A 21,383-nucleotide genomic window follows, 5' to 3' on the forward strand; every position below is an offset into this window, starting at 1 on the left:
GGTGAATAAATGACCATCATCGCCAGTTTGTTACGTGCCGCCGAGCTGCCGGACTCACCCACGTCACGGTTGGATGCCGAGTTGCTGCTGGCCGCTGCCCTGGGCAAATCCCGCAGCTTTCTGCACACCTGGCCCGAGCGGATTGTGCCGAGCGAGGCGGCGTTGCTGTTCTCCGAGTACCTGCGTCGCCGGCGTTCCGGCGAGCCGGTGGCCTACATCCTTGGGCAGCAGGGCTTCTGGAAGCTCGACCTAGAAGTGGCGCCTCATACGCTGATTCCACGTCCCGACACTGAGCTGCTGGTGGAAACCGCGCTGGCGTTGTTGCCCGCCACACCGGCCAGGGTGTTGGACCTGGGCACCGGCAGCGGTGCGATTGCCCTGGCCTTGGCCAGCGAGCGCCGGGCCTGGAAGGTCACCGCGGTCGACCGTGTGCTGGAAGCCGTCGCCCTGGCCGAACGCAATCGCCAGCGCCTGGACCTGCGCAACGTTACGGTTTTGAGCAGTCACTGGTTCAGCGCCCTGGACGGCGAGCGTTTTGAGTTGATCATCAGCAACCCACCTTACATCGCGGCCAGCGATCCACACCTGGCCGAGGGTGACGTGCGTTTCGAGCCGGCCAGTGCGCTGGTTGCCGGGCCCGATGGACTCGATGATTTGCGCGAGATCATTGCCCAGGCGCCGGTTCACCTGGAGGCGGGCGGTTGGCTGATGCTCGAGCACGGCTATGATCAGGCCGATGCCGTGCGTGATTTGCTCCACCACCAAGGGTTTATTGAAGTCCATAGTCGCAAGGACCTGGGCGGCCATGAGCGCATCAGCCTGGGGTGCCTGCCGTGCTGAACGATCAGGAGCTGTTGCGCTATAGCCGGCAGATTCTGTTGCAGCACGTCGACATCGACGGGCAATTGCGCCTCAAGCAGAGCTGTGTATTGATCGTCGGTCTCGGCGGTCTCGGCGCCCCAGCGGCGCTGTACCTGGCCGCTGCTGGCGTCGGCGAATTGCATCTGGCGGATTTCGACACGGTCGACTTGACCAACCTGCAACGCCAGATCATTCACGACACCGACAGTGTTGGCCTGGGCAAGGTCGATTCGGCGATGCGTCGCCTGACGGCGATCAATCCCGAGATTCGCCTGGTGCCTCATCCGACGGCCATGGACGCAGATAGCCTGGCCGCTGCGGTCGTGGCGGTGGATGTGGTGCTGGACTGCTCCGACAATTTCTCGACCCGCGAAGCGGTAAACGCGGCGTGTGTTGCGGCCGGCAAACCGCTGGTTAGCGGTGCGGCGATTCGCCTGGAAGGGCAGTTGTCGGTATTTGATCCACGCCGTCCCGAAAGCCCTTGTTATCACTGCCTCTACGGCCATGGCAGCGAAGCCGAGTTGACCTGCAGCGAAGCCGGGGTGCTCGGGCCGCTGGTGGGGCTGGTGGGCAGCCTGCAAGCACTCGAAGCGCTGAAACTGCTGGTCGGTTTTGGTGAACCGCTGGTGGGGCGCTTGTTACTGATCGATGCCTTGGGCACGCGTTTCCGTGAGTTGCGGGTCAAGCGCGATCCGGGTTGCAGCGTCTGTGGCCGCCAACATGGGTGAGGCGCCGATCGCTGTGTTCGACTCGGGTGTCGGCGGGCTGTCGGTGCTGGGAGAAATCCGTCGGCTGCTGCCCAATGAGTCGCTGTTGTACGTGGGCGACTGTGGGCATATTCCCTATGGCGAGAAAACTCCGGAATTCATCCGACAGCGATGCGCGATCATTGCTGACTTTCTCCAGCGCCAGGGTGCCAAGGCGCTGGTAGTGGCTTGCAATACCGCGACGGTCGCCGGGGTAGCGGATTTGCGTCGCGATTACCCCCACTGGCCCATCGTTGGCATGGAGCCGGCGGTCAAGCCGGCCGCCGCCGCCACCCGTAGCGGCATCGTTGGCGTACTGGCCACTACCGGCACCTTGCAGAGCGCCAAGTTCGCCGCTTTGCTCGATCGTTTCGCCACCGATGTGCGGGTGATTACTCAACCGTGTCCGGGGCTGGTGGAACTGATCGAAGCGGGTGATTTACGCAGCCCGGTCGTGTATCAATTGCTGCAAGGCTACGTCGATCCCTTGTTGGCAGCCGGCTGCGACACACTGATCCTGGGCTGTACGCACTATCCGTTCCTCAAGCCATTGCTCAAGCAAATGATCCCGGAGCACATCAGCCTGATCGACACCGGTGCCGCCGTGGCGCGGCAACTTCAGCGCCTGTTAGCGGAGCGGGCGTTATTGGCCGAAGGACCTGCCAGCGAAACTCAATTCTGGACTAGCTCAAGTCCGATACATTTAAGAAAAATCCTACCGATGCTATGGAATTTTTCCGGCGTTGTGCGAAGCTTCGACCTGTAAAAAGCGTGAAAAATACCTGAACCTGGCTGAACTTCTGTTTAATCGCCGATTTTTATAGCCTTGTCCATTTGTAACAAAAAACCAACTAAGCTTGTTCGGAAAAGGATGTTTCTAATGAAGCGCTTATTCTGCTTTGCCGCATTTGCGGCTGCATTGCTGGGGCACGCTTACACCGCACAGGCGGCAGGCGTGGAGTTTGGAGTCGGCCAGACCGGTGACTCGACCATGACCTATCGCTTGGGCATGCAGTTTGATTGGGACAAGAGTTGGTTGCAGAGCGACGTCGGCCGTCTGACCGGCTACTGGAGCGGTGCCTACACGTATTGGGAGGGGGATGAAACATCCAGCAACCACAGCCTGTCGTTCTCGCCTGTCTTCGTGTATGAATTTTCCGGCCAGAACGTAAAACCTTATATCGAGGCCGGTGTGGGCGTTGCGTTGTTCGCGAATACCGAAGTGGAAGACAACAAACTCGGAACGGCTTTCCAATTCGAAGACCGCATTGGTTTCGGCCTGCGCTTTAATGGCGGACATGAAGTGGGCATTCGCGCCACTCATTATTCCAACGCTGGTATCAAGTCGACTAACGACGGTATAGAAAGCTACACGCTGCACTACACAATGCCGCTGTAACACCAGACACAAGCGGGCTTACTCGCGAAGGCGTAGTGTCAGTCACTTCAATGCTGGCTGATCCACCGCTTTCGCGAGCAAGCCCGCTCCCACAGAAACCGGGTTGATTTCCTACCGATACGCCGTCGCAATCCCCTGGCGTTCTTCAATGCATTCCGGCGAACCCATCTCGAACTCGCGGCAGATCAGCGGGCGTTTTTCGTAGATGGTGCACATCATGCTGTCGCGATCCAGTGCCGCGCACCAGCCGTCATCGAGCCGCAGCATCACCTCCCCGCCCCATTCGTCGGTGTCGATAAAGCGTTCCGGTACACCTGTGTCGGTGATCAGCATCACTTCCAGCTGACAGCAGCACGCCGCACACGTCGAGCATGTGACGGCAGGTGTAGCGATGTCATGGAGGGGGATGGTTTTCATGGCGCGCAGTGTAAGGCAACCGGGCCGCTCAGGGTTGCCCCTTGATCGGGTCCTTGTGACTCGCCTGGCCTGAGTCGATGTTGGCTTGCACGGTCTCTGTCGATGAAGGCAATGGCCAGAGCGCAGTCATGGATGCGACGGGGAAGGCCATTTCATGGGGCCGTTCGATCAGGTGACTCAGGATATGAGCCGCCGCTTCGTCTGCCGAGCATCGGGCCGGGGTCGAAAAACACTCGTCGAGCCTCAGCGACGGGCTGTCGAAGCCCGGGTGGAACAGCGTTACATCGATGCCCTCACAGGCCAGGTCGACGCGAGCCGACTCGAACAGATAGCGCATCCCGCCAACATCGGCCTCGGCCCGCGACGGTGGCAGGTACGTCGCCGGGCTGGCGATCCCCGCCAGATGGGACGTGGTACCCATGCGCAACAAGGGTAAGGCAACTTCGATGCAGAGGCTGGCAGCCAACAGATTGCTGCGCACGATGTACTCGATGAGCGTGTTGTCGTCGGGCTGGCCGTAGACGTATTCAGCGGTTCCGGCGTTGAGGATGACCGTGTCCAGGGAGCCCCACTGTTGGGCAATGTGCTCGCCGATCTCGCGCACAGTCAGGTTGTCGGTCAAATTGCCGGGCAGCGCCAGTACTTGGCCTGGATAGCGTACCGAAAGGGCTTCGCACGATTGCGCCGAGCGCGAGCTGACGGCCAGGTGCGCACCGGTTTTGAGTATCGCTTCGGCCAACGAAGCGCCGACTCCGTTGCCAGCACCGGTCAGCCAATATCGCCGTGGCGGTCTTGGGCCCATTCCATACTCCTTTTGATCGGGCAGCGCTGAGTCTGATGCAATGCTTTACGATGAAGTCCATATATTTTGTAAGACTATAAGCCACCTGCTTGAAAGTGCATCCCGCCGGTCAGCAATTTTATGTTCGCTAACCGCCCAACTTTACAACTGCAACGTCTTGTCGCGCCGCCAGGTCTCTGAAAGCCGCCAGAGCACGCACCCGGGACTGACTGAGATTGACGATCGCAGGCGGGTAGTTCACCGCTTCAAACAAGCCGCCCTGGGTGTTTGGGTTATGGACCTGTTGCTTGTCGAGATCGTTCAGTTCGGGTAACCAGCGCTTGATGAACAAGCCCTCGCGGTCAAATTTCTCCGACTGGCTCAAAGGATTGAAAATCCGGAACCAGGGCGCCGAGTCCGTTCCGGTGGAGGCGCTCCACTGCCAGCCGCCGTTATTGGCGGCCAGATCGCCGTCGATCAGGTGTTGCATGAAAAAGCGCTCGCCTTCGCGCCAGTCGATCAGCAGGTTCTTGGTGAGGAACATGGCGACGACCATCCGCAAACGGTTATGCATCCAGCCGGTTTCGAGCAATTGGCGCATGGCCGCATCGATGATCGGCAGGCCGGTGCGTGCTTGTTTCCAGGCCGCCAGTTCTTCAGGAGCATTACGCCAGGCCAATGCCTCGGTTTGCGGGCGGAACGCACAATGGCGAGAGACACGTGGATAGCCCACCAGAATGTGTTTATAGAACTCGCGCCAGAGCAATTCATTTATCCACGTCACAGCACCGACGTTTCCGCTCTCGAATTCACCCTGGTTGGCTTGCAGCGCAGCGTGCAGGCACTGACGCGGCGAGACCACGCCGGCCACCAGATAAGCCGAAAGCTGGCTGGTGCCGGGTCTGGCCGGGAAGTCCCGTTCGCTCTGGTAGTAATCGATGTGTTGCTCGACAAACGTATCCAAGCGCCGCCGCGCTTCGTGTTCACCGGCAGGCCAGAGGGCGCGCAGTGCTTCACTGGGTGGGGCGAACCCTTCGACATGCGTCGGCACCGGATCGCTGACAATGCCGGTGGGGGCCTGGCGGGCCGGCGTGGGGACCAGGCTAGGCAACGAGACGTGCAGACGGTTGTAGCAAACCTTGCGGAACTGGCTGAACACCTGGAAATAATTGCCGGTCTTGGTCAGGACGCTGCCGGGCTTGAAGAGCAACTGGTCAAGGTGGCTGTGAAACTCGATGCCCTGGCCCTGCAAGGCTTGGGCAACCTCAGCATCGCGCCGGGTTTCGTTCAGACCGTATTCTTCGTTGACATGCACGGCGCCGATTTTCAGTTCGTGGCACAGCGTGAGCAGTACCTGCGGCGCCTGATCCCAGTGTGGCGCGTGGCGAATCAGCAACGGGATGTTCAACGCGTCCAGGGCCGCACTCAACGATGCGAGGTTGCGCAGCCAGAAATCGATCTTGCAGGCTGCATCGTCATGAGCGCGCCATTGTTCCGGGCTCGGCAGGTACACCGCCACACATGGCCCCCGGGCTGTGGCTGCCGCCAAGGCGGTGTTGTCGTGCAGGCGCAAGTCGTTGCGCAGCCAGATCAGTTGCATGCTGTTTTCCATTTAAAGAAGTGCTCTGCGGCTCAGTTCGCGGTGAGCCGATAACGGATCTTCGGCCCAGCTCACGTCAATCATCGAGACGCCTGTGGATAACCTGGCGTGGTGAATCGACGCGGCCGGGCCGGCGATGATGATCGGGCAGTCGACTCCGCTCAGCAGTTTGGGCAACTGGGACAGGTTGATGGCGTGACTGGAATACAGCAGCACGCCGCGGGCCTTGAGGCGTTCGACCGCCAGGGCCAGTTCGCCTGCCGGTATCGGCCCGTCGAAGACTTCCACCGGGCAATTGGCGCTGCTGGCCAGCCAGGCGGTGAGCCACAGTTGGGGTTCCAGGGGCAGGTCCGAATGATTGACCAGCAGCAACGGCGCGCCGCGCAACTGACGGTTGTTGTGGTAGATCCGGCTGCCGAATTTGCTGCGCAGCCAGGCGTGCAGAGACAGACGTTCCAGTTGCGCACCAAACTGGCCCTGCCAGCGCAATTGCAGCTCGGCCAGCAAGGGCAACAGCAACTGTTCGCACACTGTCCAAGGCGGGTACAGGGCCATCGCCTGGTTGACCAAATCATCGATCTGACGCTCGGCCAACTGCGTCACGGCCAGCACAAGGGCGTGGCGCTGACGCTGCCAGTCGTTTTCCAGCGGTTCAGTCGGCGGCTGTGGTGTGTCGAGCAAGGGCTTGATCTTGCTCACGGCTACACCGCGATCGATCCAGGTGAGGATGCGCAGGATCCGTTGCACGTGCTCGGCATTGAACAACCGGTGACCTTTGGGCGTGCGGTGCGGCACGATCAAGCCATAACGGCGCTCCCAGGCCCGCAGCGTGATGGCGTTGACACCGGTTTGCCGGGCGACTTCGCGTATGGGCAGCCAGCCCTGCGCCAGGGCTTTGGCGAAGTCGGCCCCCAGGTCTTCGCTGGCACTGGAATCGGGTTGGCCCTTCGTCAAATGGCGTTCCTCAAACTGAGGTTTTCCGGGTGCGGTTGCAGATAGACCTGCTGCGCCAGATAAGGATCGGGGTGTTGGCGCAAGTGGTGCTTGAGCAAGGTCAGCGGCACCACCAGCGGCACGATGCCGAGGCGATACTGCCCGATGAGATGCTGCACTTCCTGCTTGTCTTGCGCACTGATGGCGCGCTTGAGGTAACCGCTCAGGTGCTGCAGCACATTGGTGTGGGTGCGACGGGTGGCGCATTTCTTCAAGGCCGCCATCAGCGCGCTGAAGTAGCGCGGGCCCAGTTCGTCGGGGTCGGCTTTGCCCATGTTGCCGAGCAGGTTACCCAAGGCCTTGTATTGCACCGGGTTGTGGGCCATCAGCAAATATTTGTAGCGCGAATGGAATTCGATCAGATCGCGTCGGGTCAGGCCTTGTCGTCGCAGCGGTTGCCAGGCGGCATAGGCGAACACCCGGGTCAGGAAGTTCTCTCGCAGCACGGGGTCGTTGAGGCGACCGTCTTCCTCCACCGGAAGATCGGGATGGCACTGGCAAAAGGCCTGGGCATAAATGCCACGTCCGCCGCCGTCCTGTGGCACGCCGTTGTGATCATAGACTTTGACCCGCTCCAGCCCGCAGGACGGTGACTTCTGCATGAAAATGTAGCCGCAGATATCATCCAGTTCCTCGGCCATCCACTGCCCGTAATCGGCCAATGGCCGGGTTACGTTGAGGTCACGGTTTACCGTGCCGACCGCGTCGGGGTGTTCGGGATGGCCCACCAGCCGGATCGGCTCCCGAGGAATGCCCAGACCAATGGCGACTTCAGGGCACACCGGCACGAAATCGAAGTAATCGACCAGGGTACGACTGCACAGCTGTGATTGTTTATGCCCGCCGTTAAAGCGAACTTCAGCACCCATCAAGCAGGCGCTGATGGCGATTTTCGGTTGGGTGACGGCTTCGCTGGGCATGGGCGACCTCTGGATTTACAATGTTGTACAAGTAATAATTTATGTACAACCTGTTTTATCTTAGGTCAGAACGTGTACAAGTCAAACTATTTTGTATAAGTGTCCGTGTATGAGCGGGCGGCGTTGATATTTTTTCGCAGATGGGCTGCTGTCTCTTTCGACAGCAGCGGGTAGCGCAGGGTGACGCGATCTACTGCAAGCTGGCGTGCAACCGGCGTGCAGCTTCCTGGCCGCTGAGCCAGGCGCCTTCGACCCGGCCGGAAAGGCACCAGTCGCCGCACACATAGAGGCCCAGGTCGGCGTCGGCCAGGGCGCCCCATTCATGGTTGCCAGCGGGGCGGGCGTAGAGCCAGCGATGGGCCACACTGAAGCTCGGGGCCGGCATCGCGCTGTGCAGCAGTTCGGCGAAGGCGCCGTGCAAGTGTTCGATCACCGCTTCTTTGGGCATGTCGATGTGTTTGCGGCTCCAGTCGCTGGTGGCGTGCAGCACCCAGGTATCGAGCTTGCTGTCGCGTCCTGGTTTGCTGCGGTTGCGGGCCAGCCAGTCGAGCGGGCTGTCCTGCACGAAGCAGCCTTCCATGGGGGTATCCAGTGTTTTTTCGAAAGCCAGCGCCACCGCCCAGGTCGGGTCCATTTTCACGCCAGCCGCTACCCCGGCCAGTTTTGGTACGGCCGCCAGCAATGCGGTGGCCTGGGGCGCGGGCGTGGCGATGACAACCTGGCCGAAGGGGCCGTGGGTGAAACCTTCCGCGTCCTGCAAGTGCCAGTGTTCCTGGCCGCGAAACACTTCGGTGATCCGGCAGGAGAACTGCACTTGCAACTCGCCGAGCAGGGCGCGGGTGATAGCACTCATGCGCGGGGTGCCGACCCAGCGGGTCTGCTCGTCCGGCGAAGGGCTCAGGTGCCCGCCCTGGAAATTATAGAGTTGCGGGTTCCATTCCGCGGCCCAGCCGTTGGCCTGCCAGCGCTGGACTTCCGTGACAAAGCGGCGATCGCGGGCGGTGAAGTATTGGGCGCCCATGTCCAGCGCGCCGGCATCGCTGCGTTTGCTCGACATGCGACCGCCACTGCCGTGGCTTTTATCGAAGAGTTGAACGATATGCCCGGTCTCCGTTAGGGCCTGGGCGGCTGAGAGTCCGGCGATGCCGGTGCCGATGATTGCGATAGGTACGGTCATGAGGGCCTCGTTTACCTTTCTGCACAGACTACGCCGTCGTTTAAACCTGTACAATTGGGCTTTTTGGTATAAGTTTTACCGTTCGCATTCTGACAGGGTGTCCTATTGTTAAACACAGACCCCGCCCGATACGAAAAATCCCTGCTTATAAAAATAGACTAATGGGCCGAGTAAAACGCGATGCGAGGAACATCTCATGCACATATTGCTGACCGGCGGTACTGGTTTGATCGGACGTCAGCTCTGCCGCCACTGGTTGGAGCAGGGACATCGCCTGACAGTATGGAGTCGCCGACCTGAAGAGGTGGCGAAAATCTGTGGAGCGCAGGTGCGGGGAATCACCAAACTCGATGAGATTCGTGAGCCGGTGGACGCGGTGGTCAACCTCGCGGGTGCGCCGATTGCCGATCGCCTCTGGACCCACAAACGCAAGATGCTGTTGTGGAGTAGCCGCATCACCCTCACAGAGGTCTTGTTGGCATGGCTGGAGCGTTGCGAGCAGAAACCGCAGGTGTTGATTTCCGGTTCCGCGGTGGGCTGGTACGGCGACGGCGGCGAGCGGGAGCTGACCGAGGCGTCGGGGCCGGTCAGCGAGGATTTCGCCAGCCAGTTGTGTATCGCTTGGGAAGAAACTGCGCAACGGGCCGAGGCCATGGGCATACGTGTGGTGCTGGTTCGCACCGGCCTGGTCCTGTCCGCCGAGGGCGGTTTTTTGTCGCGGTTGCTACTGCCCTTCAAACTGGCGCTGGGTGGGCGTATCGGCAGCGGTCGGCAGTGGATGCCGTGGATTCACATTGACGATCAAATCGCCCTGATTGATTTTCTTCTGCATCGCTTTGATGCCAGCGGTCCCTATAATGCCTGCGCTCCGAACCCGGTGCGTAACCGCGATTTTGCCAAGACCCTGGGACGTGCGTTGCATCGGCCGGCCGTGGTGCCGATGCCAGAACTTGCGTTGAAAGTTGCACTGGGGGAATTGTCATTGCTGTTGCTGGGCGGCCAGCGCGCCACGCCGACCCGATTGCAGGCGGCGGGTTTCACATTCCGGTTCACTGATTTGCCTGCGGCCCTGGACGATTTATCGGGCCGCCTTTGAAATAGGACGTTGCATGACCGATCACGCGTTGCTTCTGGTGAATCTGGGTTCGCCTGCTTCCACCTCGGTGGCCGATGTGCGCCGCTACCTCAATCAATTCCTGATGGACCCGTACGTCATCGATCTGCCCTGGCCGGCGCGGCGGTTACTGGTGTCGCTGATCCTGATCAAGCGGCCCGAGCAATCGGCCCACGCTTATGCGTCGATCTGGTGGGAGGAGGGATCACCGCTGGTGGTGCTCAGCCGTCGACTGCAGCAGGCGATGACCGCGCAATGGACCCAGGGCCCGGTGGAGTTGGCGATGCGTTATGGCGAGCCGTCCATTGAATCGACACTGGTGCGCCTGGCGAGCCAGGGCCATAGGAAGATCACGTTGGCGCCGTTGTACCCGCAGTTCGCTGACAGCACCGTGACCACGGTGATCGAAGAAGCCAAGCGAGTGGTGCGGGATAAGAAGCTCAATGTGCAGTTTTCAATTCTCCAGCCGTTCTATGATCAGCCGGAATACCTCGATGCCCTGGTTGCCAGCGCCAAGCCGTATCTGGTGCAGGATTACGATCATCTGTTGCTGAGTTTCCACGGCTTGCCGGAACGGCACCTGACCAAGCTCGATCCCACGGGGTTCCATTGTTTCGAGGATGCCAATTGCTGCAAGAACGCGCCGCCAGAGGTCATGGCCACTTGTTACCGCGCTCAATGCATTCGCACCGCCGAACTGTTCGCCCAGCGCATGGGGCTGGTGGATGGCAAATGGTCGGTGTCGTTCCAGTCGCGGCTGGGCCGTGCCAAGTGGATCGAACCCTACACCGAAGCGCGCCTGGACGAACTGGCCAAAAGCGGCGTGAAGAAAGTGCTGGTGATGTGCCCGGCGTTCGTGGCCGATTGCATCGAAACCCTGGAAGAAATCGGTGACCGCGGGCGCGAGCAGTTCCGCGAGGCGGGAGGCGAGGAGCTGGTGCTGGTGCCGTGTCTCAATGACGCGCCGCAGTGGGCCGAGGCATTGAGCACTCTATGTGAACGGGCGCCCATAGCTCTATAAATTCAAGGGCCAATCGCGAGCAGGCTCGCTCCCACAGTGGATCTCGAGTGGTCACAAAATTTGTGTCCACAACAGATCCCCCTGTGGGAGCGAGCCTGCTCGCGATAGCTATCTGACTGACAACAAAAACCTCAAACTTGAGTCAGATCCGCGGTTCATCCGCCTTCTCCTGCTTCCAACTGTCATTGCCCGGCAGGATCAGGTTCAGCGCTATCGCCACCACCGCGCACAGCGCGATGCCTTTGAGGCCGAAGTCGTCCGGGCCGGTGCCGGTGCCCACCAGCACACCGCCGATGCCGAACACCAGCGTCACCGAAACGATCACCAGGTTGCGCGCTTCCCCCAGGTCGATCTTGTGGCGGATCAGCGTGTTCATGCCCACTGCCGCGATCGAGCCGAACAACAGGCACAGAATCCCGCCCATCACCGGCACCGGGATGCTTTGCAGCAATGCGCCGAACTTGCCGATGAACGCCAGGCTGATGGCGAAGATCGCCGCCCAGGTCATGATTTTCGGGTTGTAGTTCTTGGTCAGCATCACCGCGCCAGTGACTTCGGCGTAGGTGGTGTTGGGTGGGCCACCGAACAGGCCGGCTGCGGTGGTGGCGATGCCATCGCCGAGCAGGGTGCGGTGCAGTCCGGGTTTTTTCAGGTAGTCGCGACCGGTCACGCTACCCACGGCAATCACACCGCCGATGTGTTCGATGGCCGGTGCCAGGGCCACCGGCACGATGAATAGGATCGCCTGCCAGTTGAACTCCGGTGCGGTGAAGTTTGGCAAGGCGAACCAGGGGGCGGCGGCGATTTTGGCGGTATCCACGACACCGAAGAAAAACGCCATGGCAAACCCCACCAGCACGCCGGAAATGATCGGCACCAGGCGGAAAATGCCTTTGCCGAACACCGCGACGATCAGGGTGGTAAGCAAGGCTGGCATCGAAATCAGCATCGCCGTTTGATAATGAATCAGCTCAGTGCCGTCGCCGGCCTTGCCCATCGCCATGTTGGCGGCAATCGGCGCCATCGCCAGACCGATGGAAATGATCACCGGGCCAATGACCACCGGCGGCAGCAGCCGGTCGATGAACCCAGTGCCTTTGATCTTCACTGCCAGGCCCAGGAACGTATAGACGAAACCGGCCGCCATCACGCCGCCCATGGTCGCTGCCAGGCCGAACTGGCCTTTGGCGAGAATGATCGGGGTGATGAACGCAAAGCTCGACGCCAGGAACACCGGCACCTGACGCCCGGTAACGATCTGGAACAGGAGCGTCCCCAGGCCTGCGGTGAACAGCGCTACGTTGGGGTCCAGCCCGGTGATCAGCGGCATCAATACCAGCGCGCCGAAGGCGACGAACAGCATCTGTGCGCCGGACAGCACCTGGCGCCAGAGCGGATCGTTGAACTCATCCTGCATGCTCAAGCGTCCTTCTGCTTGGTGCCGAAGATCTTGTCGCCGGCATCGCCCAGGCCCGGGATGATGTAGCCGTGCTCGTTGAGTTTCTCATCGATGGAAGCGGTGTAAATGGTGACGTCAGGGTGAGCGTCATGCACGGCCTTGATGCCTTCCGGGGCAGCCACCAGCACCATGGCGCGGATGTCCCGGCAACCGGCCTTTTTCAGCAGGTCGATGGTGGCGACCATCGAGCTGCCGGTGGCGAGCATCGGGTCGATGATCATTGCCAGGCGCTCGTCGATTTCCGGCACCAGTTTTTCCAGGTAGGTGTGAGCCTGCAGGGTCTGTTCGTTGCGAGCCACGCCCACGGCGCTGACCTTGGCCCCCGGGATCAGGCTCAGCACGCCTTCGAGCATGCCGATGCCGGCGCGCAGGATCGGCACCACGGTGATCTTCTTGCCAGCGATTTTTTCCACTTGGACCGTTCCGGCCCAGCCGTCGATTTCATAGGATTCCAGCGGCAGGTCTTTGGTGGCTTCGTAGGTGAGCAGTGCTCCGACTTCCTGGGCGAGCTCGCGGAAGTTCTTTGTGCTAATGTCGGCGCGGCGCATCAGGCCGAGTTTGTGTCTGATCAGCGGATGGCGGATCTCGAGAATGGGCATGGTGAAGGCTCCGGCGGCGGGCAAAAAAACCGGCCTAGATTAATCTATCCGAGGGTGTTGTCCTATAGACAATACAGAACGTTAGTCCACAAACGCTTGATCTGGCCGGGCGGGATGCGTACCTTTGCCCGTTTTTCCGAACCCGTCCCTCCCCTCAACTTCCCTTGGAGAGCGCCATGTCCGCTGATCTCGAGCATATCCGTCAAATCATGCGAGAGGCTGACTGCCTGTACACCGACGCCGAAGTCGAAGCGGCCATCGCCCGTGTCGGTGCGCAAATCAACGATCAACTGGCCGATACCAACCCGGTGGTGTTCTGCGTCATGAACGGCGGGCTGATTTTCTCCGGCAAGCTGCTGACCTATCTGAACTTCCCATTGGAAGCGTCCTACCTGCACGCCACCCGTTATCGCAACGAAACCAGCGGCGGCGACCTGTTCTGGAAAGCCAAGCCGGAAGTTTCGTTCATCGACCGCGACGTGCTGATCATCGACGACATCCTCGACGAAGGTCATACCCTGGGCGCCATCATCGACTTCTGCAAACACGCCGGCGCCCGAGCAGTGCACACCGCTGTGCTGATCGACAAGGACCACGACCGCAAGGCCCGTCCTGACCTGAAGGCCGACTTCGTTGGTCTGCCGTGCATCGACCGCTACATCTTTGGCTACGGTATGGATTACAAAGGTTACTGGCGCAACGCCAACGGTATTTTTGCCGTCAAAGGCATGTAATCAATGACCCGGCCGGGCTTTCTGGATCAAGCACTGTTCGATGAATTGGCCGAGAAAGCCACGGCCAGCCCTCGCGGGCGGCAACACCATACGTTTCATCAGATGCACGAGCCCTGCCATCGCATGGTGGTTGGCTTGCAGCCCTGCACTTACATACCGCCGCATCGCCATCTGGATGCCGACAAGGCTGAAACGCTGCTGGTGCTCAAGGGCCGGCTCGGTGTGTTGGTTTTTGACGAAGCCGGTACGTTGGTGGACAAGCGCATCCTGCAGGCCGGCGGCGATTGCCTCGGTGTCGACCTGCCGGCGGGGATGTATCACAGCTTGGTGGTGTTGGAAGCCGACAGTATGATGTTCGAATGCAAGGCCGGTCCCTACCGGCCTGTGGGTGAAGGTGAACTGGCTCACTGGGCGCCCCGTGAAGGCGAGGTCGGTGGGGCAGAGTACCTGGCCTGGATGCGCGCCCAGTTCGACTGAGCGCGAGCAAGCCCGCTCACCACGGATCAAACACGTCTTGAATGGGCAGTGCTATCGGCAGCGAGCCATTGCTCGCTTTTGATCCGCGCCTGTTCCAGGGTTTGCACATAGGCCAGTTGGCGCTGCTCGCGATGAATGCCGGCACGGCGCAACTTCAGCCTTACCCGTGGCGCGGTCGCCACCAGAATCAGGCCGATGCCCTGCTTGCGGTAGTCCTTCAGGATGTTTTCAAAAGCGGCCAGCGCGGTCATGTCGAGCATCGGCACGGCGCTCATTTCCACCACCACCACTCGAATCCCCGGATCGAACTTGCGCAGCACATCCAGGGCTTTTTCTGCCGCGCCGAAAAACAGCGGCCCACGAATCCCATAGCAGCGAACATGCTCGGGCATGTCTAGCAACGCTTGATGAAAGTGGCGTGGCAGTTCGGCGCTGTCGGTCAGCTCGCTCATGCGCTTGATGAACAGCCCGGCGGCCAGCAGCAGGCCGACGGCGACGGCCATGACCATGTCGAACAGCACGGTCAGGCTCAGGCAGGTCAGCAGCACCAGCACGTCGCTGCGCGGGGCGATGCGCAAGGTGTGCAGCACGTGCCCGGCTTCGCTCATGTTCCAGGCCACCATCACCAGCAGCGCCGCCAGTGCCGCCATGGGCAGGTAGCTGAACAGCGGCGCCAGCAGCACAATCGCCACCAGCACCACCAGGCTGTGAATGATCGCAGCCAGCGGTGAAGAAGCGCCGCTGCGTACATTGGTGGCGCTGCGGGCGATGGCTGCGGTGGCGGTGATGCCGCCGAACAGCGGCGCCACCAGATTGCCCAGGCCCTGGCCTATCAATTCGGCGTTGGGGTCGTGTTTGCTGCCGGTCATGCCGTCCGCCACCACTGCGCACAACAGCGACTCGATGGCGCCAAGCATGGCGATAGCGAAGGCAGGCGCCAGCAATTGGCGGATCAGGTCATAGGAAAGAGTCAAGGGCTGACCCTGGCCGTCCGGCAAATTCCATGGCCAGTCGAAGCTCGGCAAAAACGGTGGGATGCCGGGGTAGCTGATGCCATCGACGACGTAACTGAAGCGCTCACCCAATGTCGCAATCGGCCATCCGCCATGCTCCATTGCCAGCCCCAGCAGCGCCCCGACCAGCAACGCAACCAGATGCCCGGGAATGCGCGGCACCCAGCGCGGCCAGACGATCAATACCGCCAGGCATGTGATGCCGATCAGGCCGTCGCCGAGGTGGGCGCTGGGCAGTGCCATGATCAACTCGCCCAACTGTTCGATGTAATGTCGGGCTTGGCCTGCGGTGGTCAGGCCCAGCAGGTCTTTGAGTTGCAAGGTGGCGATGACCACGCCGATCCCGGCAGTGAAACCGAGGATGACGGGATAGGGAATGTATTGGATCAACCGCCCGGCCCGCATCAGCCCCAGGGCGATCAGAATCAGGCCGGCGAGCATCGTGCACAGCAGCAGGCCACCCAGGCCGTATTGCTGGGTGATGGGCAGCAGGATCACCACGAACGCCGCCGTCGGCCCGCTCACGTTGAAACGCGAGCCGCCGGTGAGGGCGATCAGGGGGGCGGCCACCAGCACCGTGTACAAGCCGTGTTGAGGCGGCACGCCGACGGCGATTGCCAGGGCCATGGCCAAGGGGATGGCGATGATGCCGACGGTCAGCCCCGCCACGAGATCGCCACGCAGGCGCTCAATGGTGTAGCCGGAGCGCCAGGCCTGACGCCAGGCAGCGAATAAGGGTGGGGCGGAGAAGGACATAGGCACTCCACGCGTGAAGGGTCGGGGTAGATACTTAACCTGTGGCGAGGGAGCTTGCTCCCGCTCGAGTGCGTAGCACTCGCAAATTCAGGGGTTGCTGCGCAACCCAGCGGGAGCAAGCTCCCTCGCCACAAAGCATACGCTGGTAGGCAAGGCGGATGGCCCTTTGAGTATGCCGCGCCCGAGGCTCGGAAGTATTGACCAGATCGTTTATTTTTACCGTCGGTGCTCATGCTAGAGTGCCGGGCCAAGACCCTGGAGCCTGTCATGACTGTATCGATCCGTCGTTGCGCTGCTCTGCTGCTGATGTCCAGCCTGCCCCTGGCGGCCGTTGCTGCGCCGATGCACAGCCAGTTCCTGCCGCCCGATGACCTGGTGTTGCGTCAGGAAGCGCCCGAACAGCAGCAGTTACTGCAGGTCACCGAGTATTCGGTGGTACTGGGCAATCAGCGTCAGTCCAACCAGCAGCCGATCCCCGTCACTTCACCGCTGCTGGTGCGCCTCAAGGGCAAGCCCATGAATAAAGGCGCCACCCTCAATCAGGTGATCCTTAACTTCGACATCGAAAGCAAAAGCCTGAAGAAGCCGGTTTTCGACGAAGCCAGCAAGACCCTGACGCTGTCTTATCCCCAGGCTCAGTACCGGGTGGTCATCGATCTATTGCGCAATAATACGGTGTACGTGCAGTTCCTCAGCTACGCCAACGGCCATATCTGGGCCGACCTGCACACCGGCGCCGAACGCTCGCGTTGAGCCCCGAGGCCTGCCGGGGGTAAACTGCCCGCCCCGTGAACTGTGCGAGCTGGAGCCGGCAATGCGTAAAGACAAGAAACAAGTGATTGGTGACGAGATTGGCGATGAACAGATCAAGCTGTTCCTCAATTTCAAACCGGTCGATGCCACTTCGCCGTCGCTGCACAAACTGATCAAGGCCTACCGTGGCCTGCGGGTCGACGACTTCGAGCGGTTCCTGACGTTCTTCGTCGAAGCCGGTTACGACCTCAACGGCAAGGATGAACACGGTAACGATTTTGTTGCGTTGATCCAGGATCAGCGTAATGCCGAGGAATACATTGAGTTGATCAATAAGGCGCGTGGCTGATTGATCCTGGGCCTGCTTCGCAGGCCAGCGGAAGCAAGCTCCCTCGCCACGAAAGCCTCTCCCATAAAAAACGCCCCGCTCTCAGAAAGAGCGGGGCGTTTTTTTAGGCGGCTGAATCAAGCGTAGCTTTGGGTCTCGTTGCTTTCTTCAACCAGTTCCAGCGCAACGTTGTTCTGCGCATTGATCTTGCGATACAGCGCCGCGTCGGTTTCCAGCACTTTTTCCCGAGCCGGGAAGATTTCCGCCAGCTTGGCAGCCCACTCACCCTTGGCTTTGTCCGGGAAGCAGCGTTCGATCAGGTCCAGCATGATCGAAACGGTCACCGAAGCGCCTGGCGAGGCGCCGAGCAGGGCGGCGAGGGTGCCGTCCTTGGCCGCTACCAGTTCGGTACCGAACTGCAGGACGCCGCCTTTTTTCGGGTCTTTCTTGATGATCTGTACCCGTTGGCCGGCCACTTCCAGGCGCCAGTCCTCGGCTTTCGCCTCGGGGTAGAAACGACGCAGGGATTCCAGGCGTTGCTCCATGGACTGCATCACTTCGCTGATCAGGTACTTGGTCAGGTCCATGTTGTCCCGGGCCACGGCCAGCATCGGGCCGATGTTGCCGGCGCGTACCGACAGCGGCAGGTCCATGAGCGAGCCGTGCTTGAGGAACTTGGTGGTGAAACCGGCGTATGGCCCGAACAGTAGGGATTTCTTGCCGTCGACCACGCGGGTGTCCAGGTGTGGCACGGACATTGGTGGCGAGCCCACCGCGGCCTGGCTGTAGACCTTGGCCTGGTGATGCTTGACCACTTCGGGGTTGTCGCAACGCAGCCACTGGCCGCTGACCGGGAAGCCGCCGAAGCCCTTGCTTTCTTCGATGCCCGAGGCTTGCAGCAGCGGCAGCGCCGCGCCGCCGGCGCCCAGGAACACAAATTTGGCGTCGACTTCGCGGCTGCTGCCGGAATTGACGTCCTTGATGCTCACGGTCCAGCCACTGCCGTTGCGCTTGAGGCCGGTGACGCGCTTGCAGTATTTGATCTGGGTGTCCGGGGCGCTACCCAAGTGCTGGAGCAACTGATTGGTCAGGGCGCCGAAGTTGACGTCGGTGCCGTTCATGACGCGGGTGGCGGCGACGACTTCGTCAGTCGGCCGGCCTGGCATCATCAGGGGCATCCACTCGGCCATCAGGGCCTTGTCTTCGGTGTATTCCATGTCGGCGAAGGCGTGATGCTGGTGCATCAGCTCAAAGCGCTTCTTCAGGAACGAAACGCCTTTCTCACCCTGCACGAAGCTCAGGTGTGGCACCGGGGCAATGAAGGATTTGGATGAGCCGAACGTGCCTTTTTTGGTCAGGTAGGTCCAGAACTGCTTCGACACCTCGAACTGGGTGTTGATGTGCACGGCTTTCTTGATGTCGACATTGCCATCGGCTGCCTGAGGCGTGTAGTTCAGCTCACACAGACCGGCGTGGCCGGTACCGGCGTTGTTCCACGGGTTGGAACTCTCCGCGGCACCGGAATCCATCAGCTCGACGACTTCCAGCGAGATCGCGGGGTCGAGCTCTTTGAGCAGAACGGCCAGGGTGGCACTCATGATGCCGGCCCCTACCAGAACTACATCGACTGCTTCTTTATGCGCCATTTAACGCGTCTCCAAAATCTGCAGCACCAAATTGTCGGCATAGCGGCCAGGATTGGCGGGGCAGGTCAGTTGCGCCCCAGGTACCCGTGGCCAGGATCGCCATGTCCGAATCTTCGCAATTTTTTGCAACTACTACGGATGCATGCAGCCTGGCCTCAAGAGTCACATGAACTCATTTAAGCGACGGGCGGGCAATTCGACTTATGGCCGAGACATCCGTTCGTGCAACCAAATCCGTAGCGGACAGGCTTCAGGCGCCGGTTCTTGAGCGATATCCGGTCCTGTGTCGTTGGGCTGTTTCAGACGCTAATGGTGCTTGTTCAGACGCAAAACTCTTCATTTGCTCGCCACACTCTCGTGAAGTTGTGAAAACCCGTTTTTTCACGCTCTTTTGAAGACGTGAACCTCAAAAAAGGGCTGTCCCAGCCTGGCACCGCGCCCGGTTTGGTTGCCCCCATGTAATACATGACAGGCAAAACGGGCAGACAGCTCAGTGACCGAGCGTAATGACAGCTCTGCAGATTCGCGAAAAGTGGTGATTTGCCCAGAAACAGCAGGTGCGCCAGCTTCACTCGATCTGTGTGGGCGGCTCTCTGTGGGCGATGCGGGGTGCCAATACAAGCGCATTAGCGGTGTTGCGAGGCCCGATCAGGAGACGTCCTTATAATCGGGGGGAGATTGTATCGAAGAAACGCAGGGAAATGGTCGTGTTTAATGACTTTTATTAGCCGTCCGGTCAGATGGCCAACAGCTGCCGACTACGTGAGCGAGTGCGAAGCGGTTTCACGCGAGCGCTGGCGGGCAATGGCTGGTGCAGCCAGTTGAGACGGATCTCTTCGATTTCCACCCAGCCTTCGCCCATCGGTTGCAGATTGCACTGTTTGAACGCCTGGCAGCGGCCGTTGCGGTCCAGCAGGGCGAAGCTGCGATGATGTGGGCGCGGGGTGAACAGGGAAATGAGAAAACGCATGGTCGGATACCGGATCGGGGAGCTTGTGACTAGCCTGACAGCCGGCCATGACATGACGGTGTACGGACCGTGACAATGGGGTGACAGGAACCGGTAATCACGGCCCGTGTCAGACATTTCAGTATTCATCGTGCGGCGCTAGTTCACGGCGATGGCGCACCGCTATACTGCCGGCCTGTTTGTGCCCGATTCTGGAGAGAAGAGCATGTTGCAACGCCTGTTGTTCGGTTTGATCGCTGTGGCCAGTCTAACCCTCGTCGGCTGCGCCCACAGCCCGCAACAACTTAACCCGGAGCCCAAGCTCAATGCCCAACTGGCGCCTGTAGGTCGTGGCCAGCCGGTGGTGGTGCGGGTAGTGGATGGTCGTCCGTCGCCGACGCTCGGCACCCGGGGTGGGCTGTATCCGGAAACCAGCGTGATCACGGTACAGGGTGCGCAGATTCTGCCCAAGCTGCAGGCCCAGGCCGAAGCAGCCGTGCGTTTGCTGGGTTTCACCCCTACCGCGAACGCAATGAATGCGCCGCAACTGACCGTCACCCTGGCTGAGCTCAAGTACCAGTCGCCCAAGGAAGGCATGTACGTGACCGAAGCCACCATCGGCGCGACGTTCCGTTCCGACGTGCAGAACGCCAGCCGCCGTTACAGCGGTCGTTATGGTGCTTCGCTGGACCAGCGCTTCGGCATGGCGCCTAACCAGGACACCAACACCAAGCTGGTCAGCGACGTATTGAGCGATGCCCTGACCCGGTTGTTCAAAGACCCGACCATTGGTCAAGTGCTGGCTGAGTAAGGTTTCGATCTGTTGATCGTTCCCACGCGCTGATCTGGGAACGATCAAGCCCGCATTGGCGGGCTTTTTTGTGGGCGCGGCCTTTATGCCGCCTGCGAATACAACTCCAGCACGCTGATCCCGGTCAGCAGGTCTGTCTCGGGCAGATCGGCGTGTTGATGGCCGCCGAGGGCGCAATACACCAGCCAATGCCGATCCTGTACGTTGAAGGACAGGCTGCCGACGAGGTTCTGTTGTTCTTCGCTGGGGCTGATGAGATAGAGACGATCCTGGTTTTCGGCGTGCAGCATGACGGGTTCCGTGCAGGTTTGAAGGGCGACAGAGTGGCCTGTTCATATGACGAAACCGTGACGGGCGAAATTAACCGGGCAGTGTGGAACAGGATCGTTACTGGTCGGAAAAAGCGGGGCAGGGCGGCGGGCTTTCGGTAGAATCTGCGTCGTGTTCGTAGGTCCCGGGCGCGTCCTGTCCGTTTTTCGCTTGAGGTTCGTGATGTCGCTGCATCTGCTTTCGTTGTTCTCTGCCCACCCCGCCAAACTGATCAACCTGCTCGCGTTGCTGTTTGCCTGCCCTGGCGGCTGGGTGCTGCACGCCACGCGCCGTCGTGAACAACGGGCGCGGGCCTGCCTTGAAGCGCGCAATGGCAATGGCAATGAACGATTCGAAGCGCTGCTGGATCTGGCCACCCAGCGCATGAACCGGTTTTTCTATCGGTTCGGGTTTGCCTGCCTCGCGCTGGCGTTGCTGGTGTCGTGGGTCAGCACGCAGTTCTGATCGCTGTGGCATGACCGTGTGTGGTGGCAAACGCGCTTGTTGAGGCAGGCGCTTT

24 protein-coding genes are annotated in these 21,383 nt (G+C 60.6%); 12 read left to right on the forward strand and 12 right to left on the reverse strand.

What is annotated here, in order from left to right:
- The first annotated feature begins 9 nt into the window (after window positions 1-9).
- The 4 genes from prmC to ACA047_RS05120 all read left to right on the forward strand — a co-directional run bounded on the left by prmC (window position 10) and on the right by ACA047_RS05120 (window position 3,006).
- Window positions 10-840, forward strand: a complete 831-nt coding sequence (gene prmC / locus ACA047_RS05105) for a peptide chain release factor N(5)-glutamine methyltransferase (RefSeq protein WP_497357231.1) — start codon at window positions 10-12, stop codon at window positions 838-840.
- Window positions 834-1,589 carry a molybdopterin-synthase adenylyltransferase MoeB gene (gene moeB, locus ACA047_RS05110; protein ID WP_497357232.1) on the forward strand — a complete coding sequence of 252 codons (756 nt, stop codon included), beginning with the start codon at window positions 834-836 and terminating at the stop codon, window positions 1,587-1,589. The genes prmC and moeB overlap by 7 nt, the downstream gene beginning before the upstream one ends.
- A complete protein-coding gene (gene murI, locus ACA047_RS05115; RefSeq protein WP_497357234.1) occupies window positions 1,582-2,373 on the forward strand; it encodes a glutamate racemase in 792 nt (263 codons plus the stop codon). Before moeB ends, murI begins: the two co-directional genes overlap by 8 nt.
- A 114-nt stretch (window positions 2,374-2,487) precedes the next feature.
- Window positions 2,488-3,006: an acyloxyacyl hydrolase gene (locus ACA047_RS05120; protein WP_497357236.1), complete on the forward strand. Its 519-nt coding sequence runs from the start codon at window positions 2,488-2,490 to the stop codon at window positions 3,004-3,006.
- A 111-nt stretch (window positions 3,007-3,117) separates the two neighbouring features.
- Here the strand turns inward: ACA047_RS05120 and ACA047_RS05125 are convergent, their stop codons facing one another.
- The 6 genes from ACA047_RS05125 to ACA047_RS05150 form a co-directional block, all read right to left on the reverse strand.
- Window positions 3,118-3,423, reverse strand: a complete 306-nt coding sequence (locus ACA047_RS05125) for a YkgJ family cysteine cluster protein (protein ID WP_497357238.1) — start codon at window positions 3,421-3,423, stop codon at window positions 3,118-3,120.
- A 28-nt stretch (window positions 3,424-3,451) separates the two neighbouring features.
- Window positions 3,452-4,225, reverse strand: coding sequence for an SDR family NAD(P)-dependent oxidoreductase (locus ACA047_RS05130; RefSeq protein WP_497357240.1), 774 nt, complete (start codon window positions 4,223-4,225; stop codon window positions 3,452-3,454).
- Between the two features lie 127 nt (window positions 4,226-4,352).
- Window positions 4,353-5,804 carry a deoxyribodipyrimidine photo-lyase gene (gene phrB / locus ACA047_RS05135; RefSeq protein ID WP_497357242.1) on the reverse strand — a complete coding sequence of 484 codons (1,452 nt, stop codon included), beginning with the start codon at window positions 5,802-5,804 and terminating at the stop codon, window positions 4,353-4,355.
- 12 nt (window positions 5,805-5,816) lie between these two features.
- Entirely contained in the window at window positions 5,817-6,758 is a 942-nt protein-coding gene (locus ACA047_RS05140) for a MerR family transcriptional regulator (protein WP_497357244.1), read from the reverse strand.
- Entirely contained in the window at window positions 6,755-7,717 is a 963-nt protein-coding gene (locus tag ACA047_RS05145; protein WP_497357246.1) for a YbgA family protein, read from the reverse strand. The genes ACA047_RS05140 and ACA047_RS05145 overlap by 4 nt, the downstream gene beginning before the upstream one ends.
- A gap of 190 nt (window positions 7,718-7,907) precedes the next feature.
- Entirely contained in the window at window positions 7,908-8,894 is a 987-nt protein-coding gene (locus ACA047_RS05150; protein ID WP_497357248.1) for an NAD(P)/FAD-dependent oxidoreductase, read from the reverse strand.
- Between the two features lie 196 nt (window positions 8,895-9,090).
- Between ACA047_RS05150 and ACA047_RS05155 the strand changes: the two genes are divergently transcribed.
- Together ACA047_RS05155 and hemH are read left to right on the forward strand one after the other, a co-directional pair.
- A complete protein-coding gene (locus ACA047_RS05155) occupies window positions 9,091-9,990 on the forward strand; it encodes a TIGR01777 family oxidoreductase (RefSeq protein ID WP_497357250.1) in 900 nt (299 codons plus the stop codon).
- A gap of 13 nt (window positions 9,991-10,003) precedes the next feature.
- Entirely contained in the window at window positions 10,004-11,029 is a 1,026-nt protein-coding gene (gene hemH, locus ACA047_RS05160) for a ferrochelatase (protein ID WP_497357252.1), read from the forward strand.
- 142 nt (window positions 11,030-11,171) lie between these two features.
- On the opposite strand, the gene ACA047_RS05165 is transcribed toward hemH, so the two are convergent.
- Both ACA047_RS05165 and upp read right to left on the reverse strand, forming a co-directional pair.
- Window positions 11,172-12,446: a uracil-xanthine permease family protein gene (locus ACA047_RS05165; RefSeq protein WP_497357254.1), complete on the reverse strand. Its 1,275-nt coding sequence runs from the start codon at window positions 12,444-12,446 to the stop codon at window positions 11,172-11,174.
- 2 nt (window positions 12,447-12,448) lie between these two features.
- Complete coding sequence (gene upp, locus ACA047_RS05170; protein WP_497357256.1) at window positions 12,449-13,087, reverse strand: uracil phosphoribosyltransferase; 639 nt, start codon at window positions 13,085-13,087, stop codon at window positions 12,449-12,451.
- Between the two features lie 176 nt (window positions 13,088-13,263).
- On the opposite strand from upp, the gene ACA047_RS05175 reads away from it, so the two are divergent.
- Together ACA047_RS05175 and ACA047_RS05180 are read left to right on the forward strand one after the other, a co-directional pair.
- Window positions 13,264-13,821: a hypoxanthine-guanine phosphoribosyltransferase gene (locus tag ACA047_RS05175; RefSeq protein ID WP_497357258.1), complete on the forward strand. Its 558-nt coding sequence runs from the start codon at window positions 13,264-13,266 to the stop codon at window positions 13,819-13,821.
- Window positions 13,822-13,824: 3 nt separating this feature from the next.
- On the forward strand, window positions 13,825-14,298 hold the full coding sequence (locus ACA047_RS05180; RefSeq protein ID WP_497357259.1) for a WbuC family cupin fold metalloprotein: 474 nt from the start codon (window positions 13,825-13,827) through the stop codon (window positions 14,296-14,298).
- A gap of 26 nt (window positions 14,299-14,324) precedes the next feature.
- Here ACA047_RS05180 and dauA read toward each other — a convergent pair whose 3' ends face one another.
- Window positions 14,325-16,067 carry a C4-dicarboxylic acid transporter DauA gene (gene dauA, locus ACA047_RS05185; protein WP_497357261.1) on the reverse strand — a complete coding sequence of 581 codons (1,743 nt, stop codon included), beginning with the start codon at window positions 16,065-16,067 and terminating at the stop codon, window positions 14,325-14,327.
- A gap of 267 nt (window positions 16,068-16,334) precedes the next feature.
- Here dauA and ACA047_RS05190 point away from each other — a divergent pair, with 267 nt between their 5' ends.
- Both ACA047_RS05190 and ACA047_RS05195 read left to right on the forward strand, forming a co-directional pair.
- Entirely contained in the window at window positions 16,335-16,820 is a 486-nt protein-coding gene (locus ACA047_RS05190) for a hypothetical protein (RefSeq protein ID WP_497357263.1), read from the forward strand.
- Window positions 16,821-16,881: 61 nt separating this feature from the next.
- Window positions 16,882-17,169 (forward strand): PA4642 family protein, encoded by a 288-nt coding sequence (locus ACA047_RS05195; protein ID WP_497357265.1) that lies wholly within the window; start codon window positions 16,882-16,884, stop codon window positions 17,167-17,169.
- Window positions 17,170-17,285: 116 nt separating this feature from the next.
- Here the strand turns inward: ACA047_RS05195 and mqo are convergent, their stop codons facing one another.
- Window positions 17,286-18,794, reverse strand: a complete 1,509-nt coding sequence (gene mqo / locus ACA047_RS05200; RefSeq protein WP_497357267.1) for a malate dehydrogenase (quinone) — start codon at window positions 18,792-18,794, stop codon at window positions 17,286-17,288.
- Between the two features lie 736 nt (window positions 18,795-19,530).
- Entirely contained in the window at window positions 19,531-19,764 is a 234-nt protein-coding gene (locus ACA047_RS05205; RefSeq protein WP_497357269.1) for a hypothetical protein, read from the reverse strand.
- Window positions 19,765-19,969: 205 nt separating this feature from the next.
- Here ACA047_RS05205 and ACA047_RS05210 point away from each other — a divergent pair, with 205 nt between their 5' ends.
- Entirely contained in the window at window positions 19,970-20,554 is a 585-nt protein-coding gene (locus ACA047_RS05210) for a YajG family lipoprotein (RefSeq protein ID WP_497357271.1), read from the forward strand.
- Window positions 20,555-20,637: 83 nt separating this feature from the next.
- Here the strand turns inward: ACA047_RS05210 and ACA047_RS05215 are convergent, their stop codons facing one another.
- Window positions 20,638-20,844, reverse strand: coding sequence for a hypothetical protein (locus tag ACA047_RS05215; protein WP_025215433.1), 207 nt, complete (start codon window positions 20,842-20,844; stop codon window positions 20,638-20,640).
- A 202-nt stretch (window positions 20,845-21,046) separates the two neighbouring features.
- Between ACA047_RS05215 and ACA047_RS05220 the strand changes: the two genes are divergently transcribed.
- Complete coding sequence (locus ACA047_RS05220) at window positions 21,047-21,328, forward strand: hypothetical protein (RefSeq protein ID WP_497357273.1); 282 nt, start codon at window positions 21,047-21,049, stop codon at window positions 21,326-21,328.
- Window positions 21,329-21,383: the final 55 nt, after the last annotated feature.

Source organism: Pseudomonas sp. LBUM1664, assembly GCF_059695895.1.

Bases quoted from the DNA above. Each gene is read 5' to 3' on its own strand.
- prmC (WP_497357231.1), top strand. From the start codon at position 10: ATGACCATCATCGCCAGTTTGTTACGTGCCGCCGAGCTGCCGGACTCA.
- murI (WP_497357234.1), top strand. From the start codon at position 1,582: ATGGGTGAGGCGCCGATCGCTGTGTTCGACTCGGGTGTCGGCGGGCTG.
- ACA047_RS05120 (WP_497357236.1), top strand. From the start codon at position 2,488: ATGAAGCGCTTATTCTGCTTTGCCGCATTTGCGGCTGCATTGCTGGGG.
- ACA047_RS05125 (WP_497357238.1), bottom strand. From the start codon at position 3,423: ATGAAAACCATCCCCCTCCATGACATCGCTACACCTGCCGTCACATGC.
- ACA047_RS05130 (WP_497357240.1), bottom strand. From the start codon at position 4,225: ATGGGCCCAAGACCGCCACGGCGATATTGGCTGACCGGTGCTGGCAAC.
- phrB (WP_497357242.1), bottom strand. From the start codon at position 5,804: ATGCAACTGATCTGGCTGCGCAACGACTTGCGCCTGCACGACAACACC.
- ACA047_RS05145 (WP_497357246.1), bottom strand. From the start codon at position 7,717: ATGCCCAGCGAAGCCGTCACCCAACCGAAAATCGCCATCAGCGCCTGC.
- ACA047_RS05150 (WP_497357248.1), bottom strand. From the start codon at position 8,894: ATGACCGTACCTATCGCAATCATCGGCACCGGCATCGCCGGACTCTCA.
- ACA047_RS05155 (WP_497357250.1), top strand. From the start codon at position 9,091: ATGCACATATTGCTGACCGGCGGTACTGGTTTGATCGGACGTCAGCTC.
- hemH (WP_497357252.1), top strand. From the start codon at position 10,004: ATGACCGATCACGCGTTGCTTCTGGTGAATCTGGGTTCGCCTGCTTCC.
- ACA047_RS05165 (WP_497357254.1), bottom strand. From the start codon at position 12,446: ATGCAGGATGAGTTCAACGATCCGCTCTGGCGCCAGGTGCTGTCCGGC.
- upp (WP_497357256.1), bottom strand. From the start codon at position 13,087: ATGCCCATTCTCGAGATCCGCCATCCGCTGATCAGACACAAACTCGGC.
- ACA047_RS05175 (WP_497357258.1), top strand. From the start codon at position 13,264: ATGTCCGCTGATCTCGAGCATATCCGTCAAATCATGCGAGAGGCTGAC.
- ACA047_RS05180 (WP_497357259.1), top strand. From the start codon at position 13,825: ATGACCCGGCCGGGCTTTCTGGATCAAGCACTGTTCGATGAATTGGCC.
- dauA (WP_497357261.1), bottom strand. From the start codon at position 16,067: ATGTCCTTCTCCGCCCCACCCTTATTCGCTGCCTGGCGTCAGGCCTGG.
- ACA047_RS05190 (WP_497357263.1), top strand. From the start codon at position 16,335: ATGACTGTATCGATCCGTCGTTGCGCTGCTCTGCTGCTGATGTCCAGC.
- ACA047_RS05195 (WP_497357265.1), top strand. From the start codon at position 16,882: ATGCGTAAAGACAAGAAACAAGTGATTGGTGACGAGATTGGCGATGAA.
- mqo (WP_497357267.1), bottom strand. From the start codon at position 18,794: ATGGCGCATAAAGAAGCAGTCGATGTAGTTCTGGTAGGGGCCGGCATC.
- ACA047_RS05205 (WP_497357269.1), bottom strand. From the start codon at position 19,764: ATGCGTTTTCTCATTTCCCTGTTCACCCCGCGCCCACATCATCGCAGC.
- ACA047_RS05210 (WP_497357271.1), top strand. From the start codon at position 19,970: ATGTTGCAACGCCTGTTGTTCGGTTTGATCGCTGTGGCCAGTCTAACC.
- ACA047_RS05215 (WP_025215433.1), bottom strand. From the start codon at position 20,844: ATGCTGCACGCCGAAAACCAGGATCGTCTCTATCTCATCAGCCCCAGC.
- ACA047_RS05220 (WP_497357273.1), top strand. From the start codon at position 21,047: ATGTCGCTGCATCTGCTTTCGTTGTTCTCTGCCCACCCCGCCAAACTG.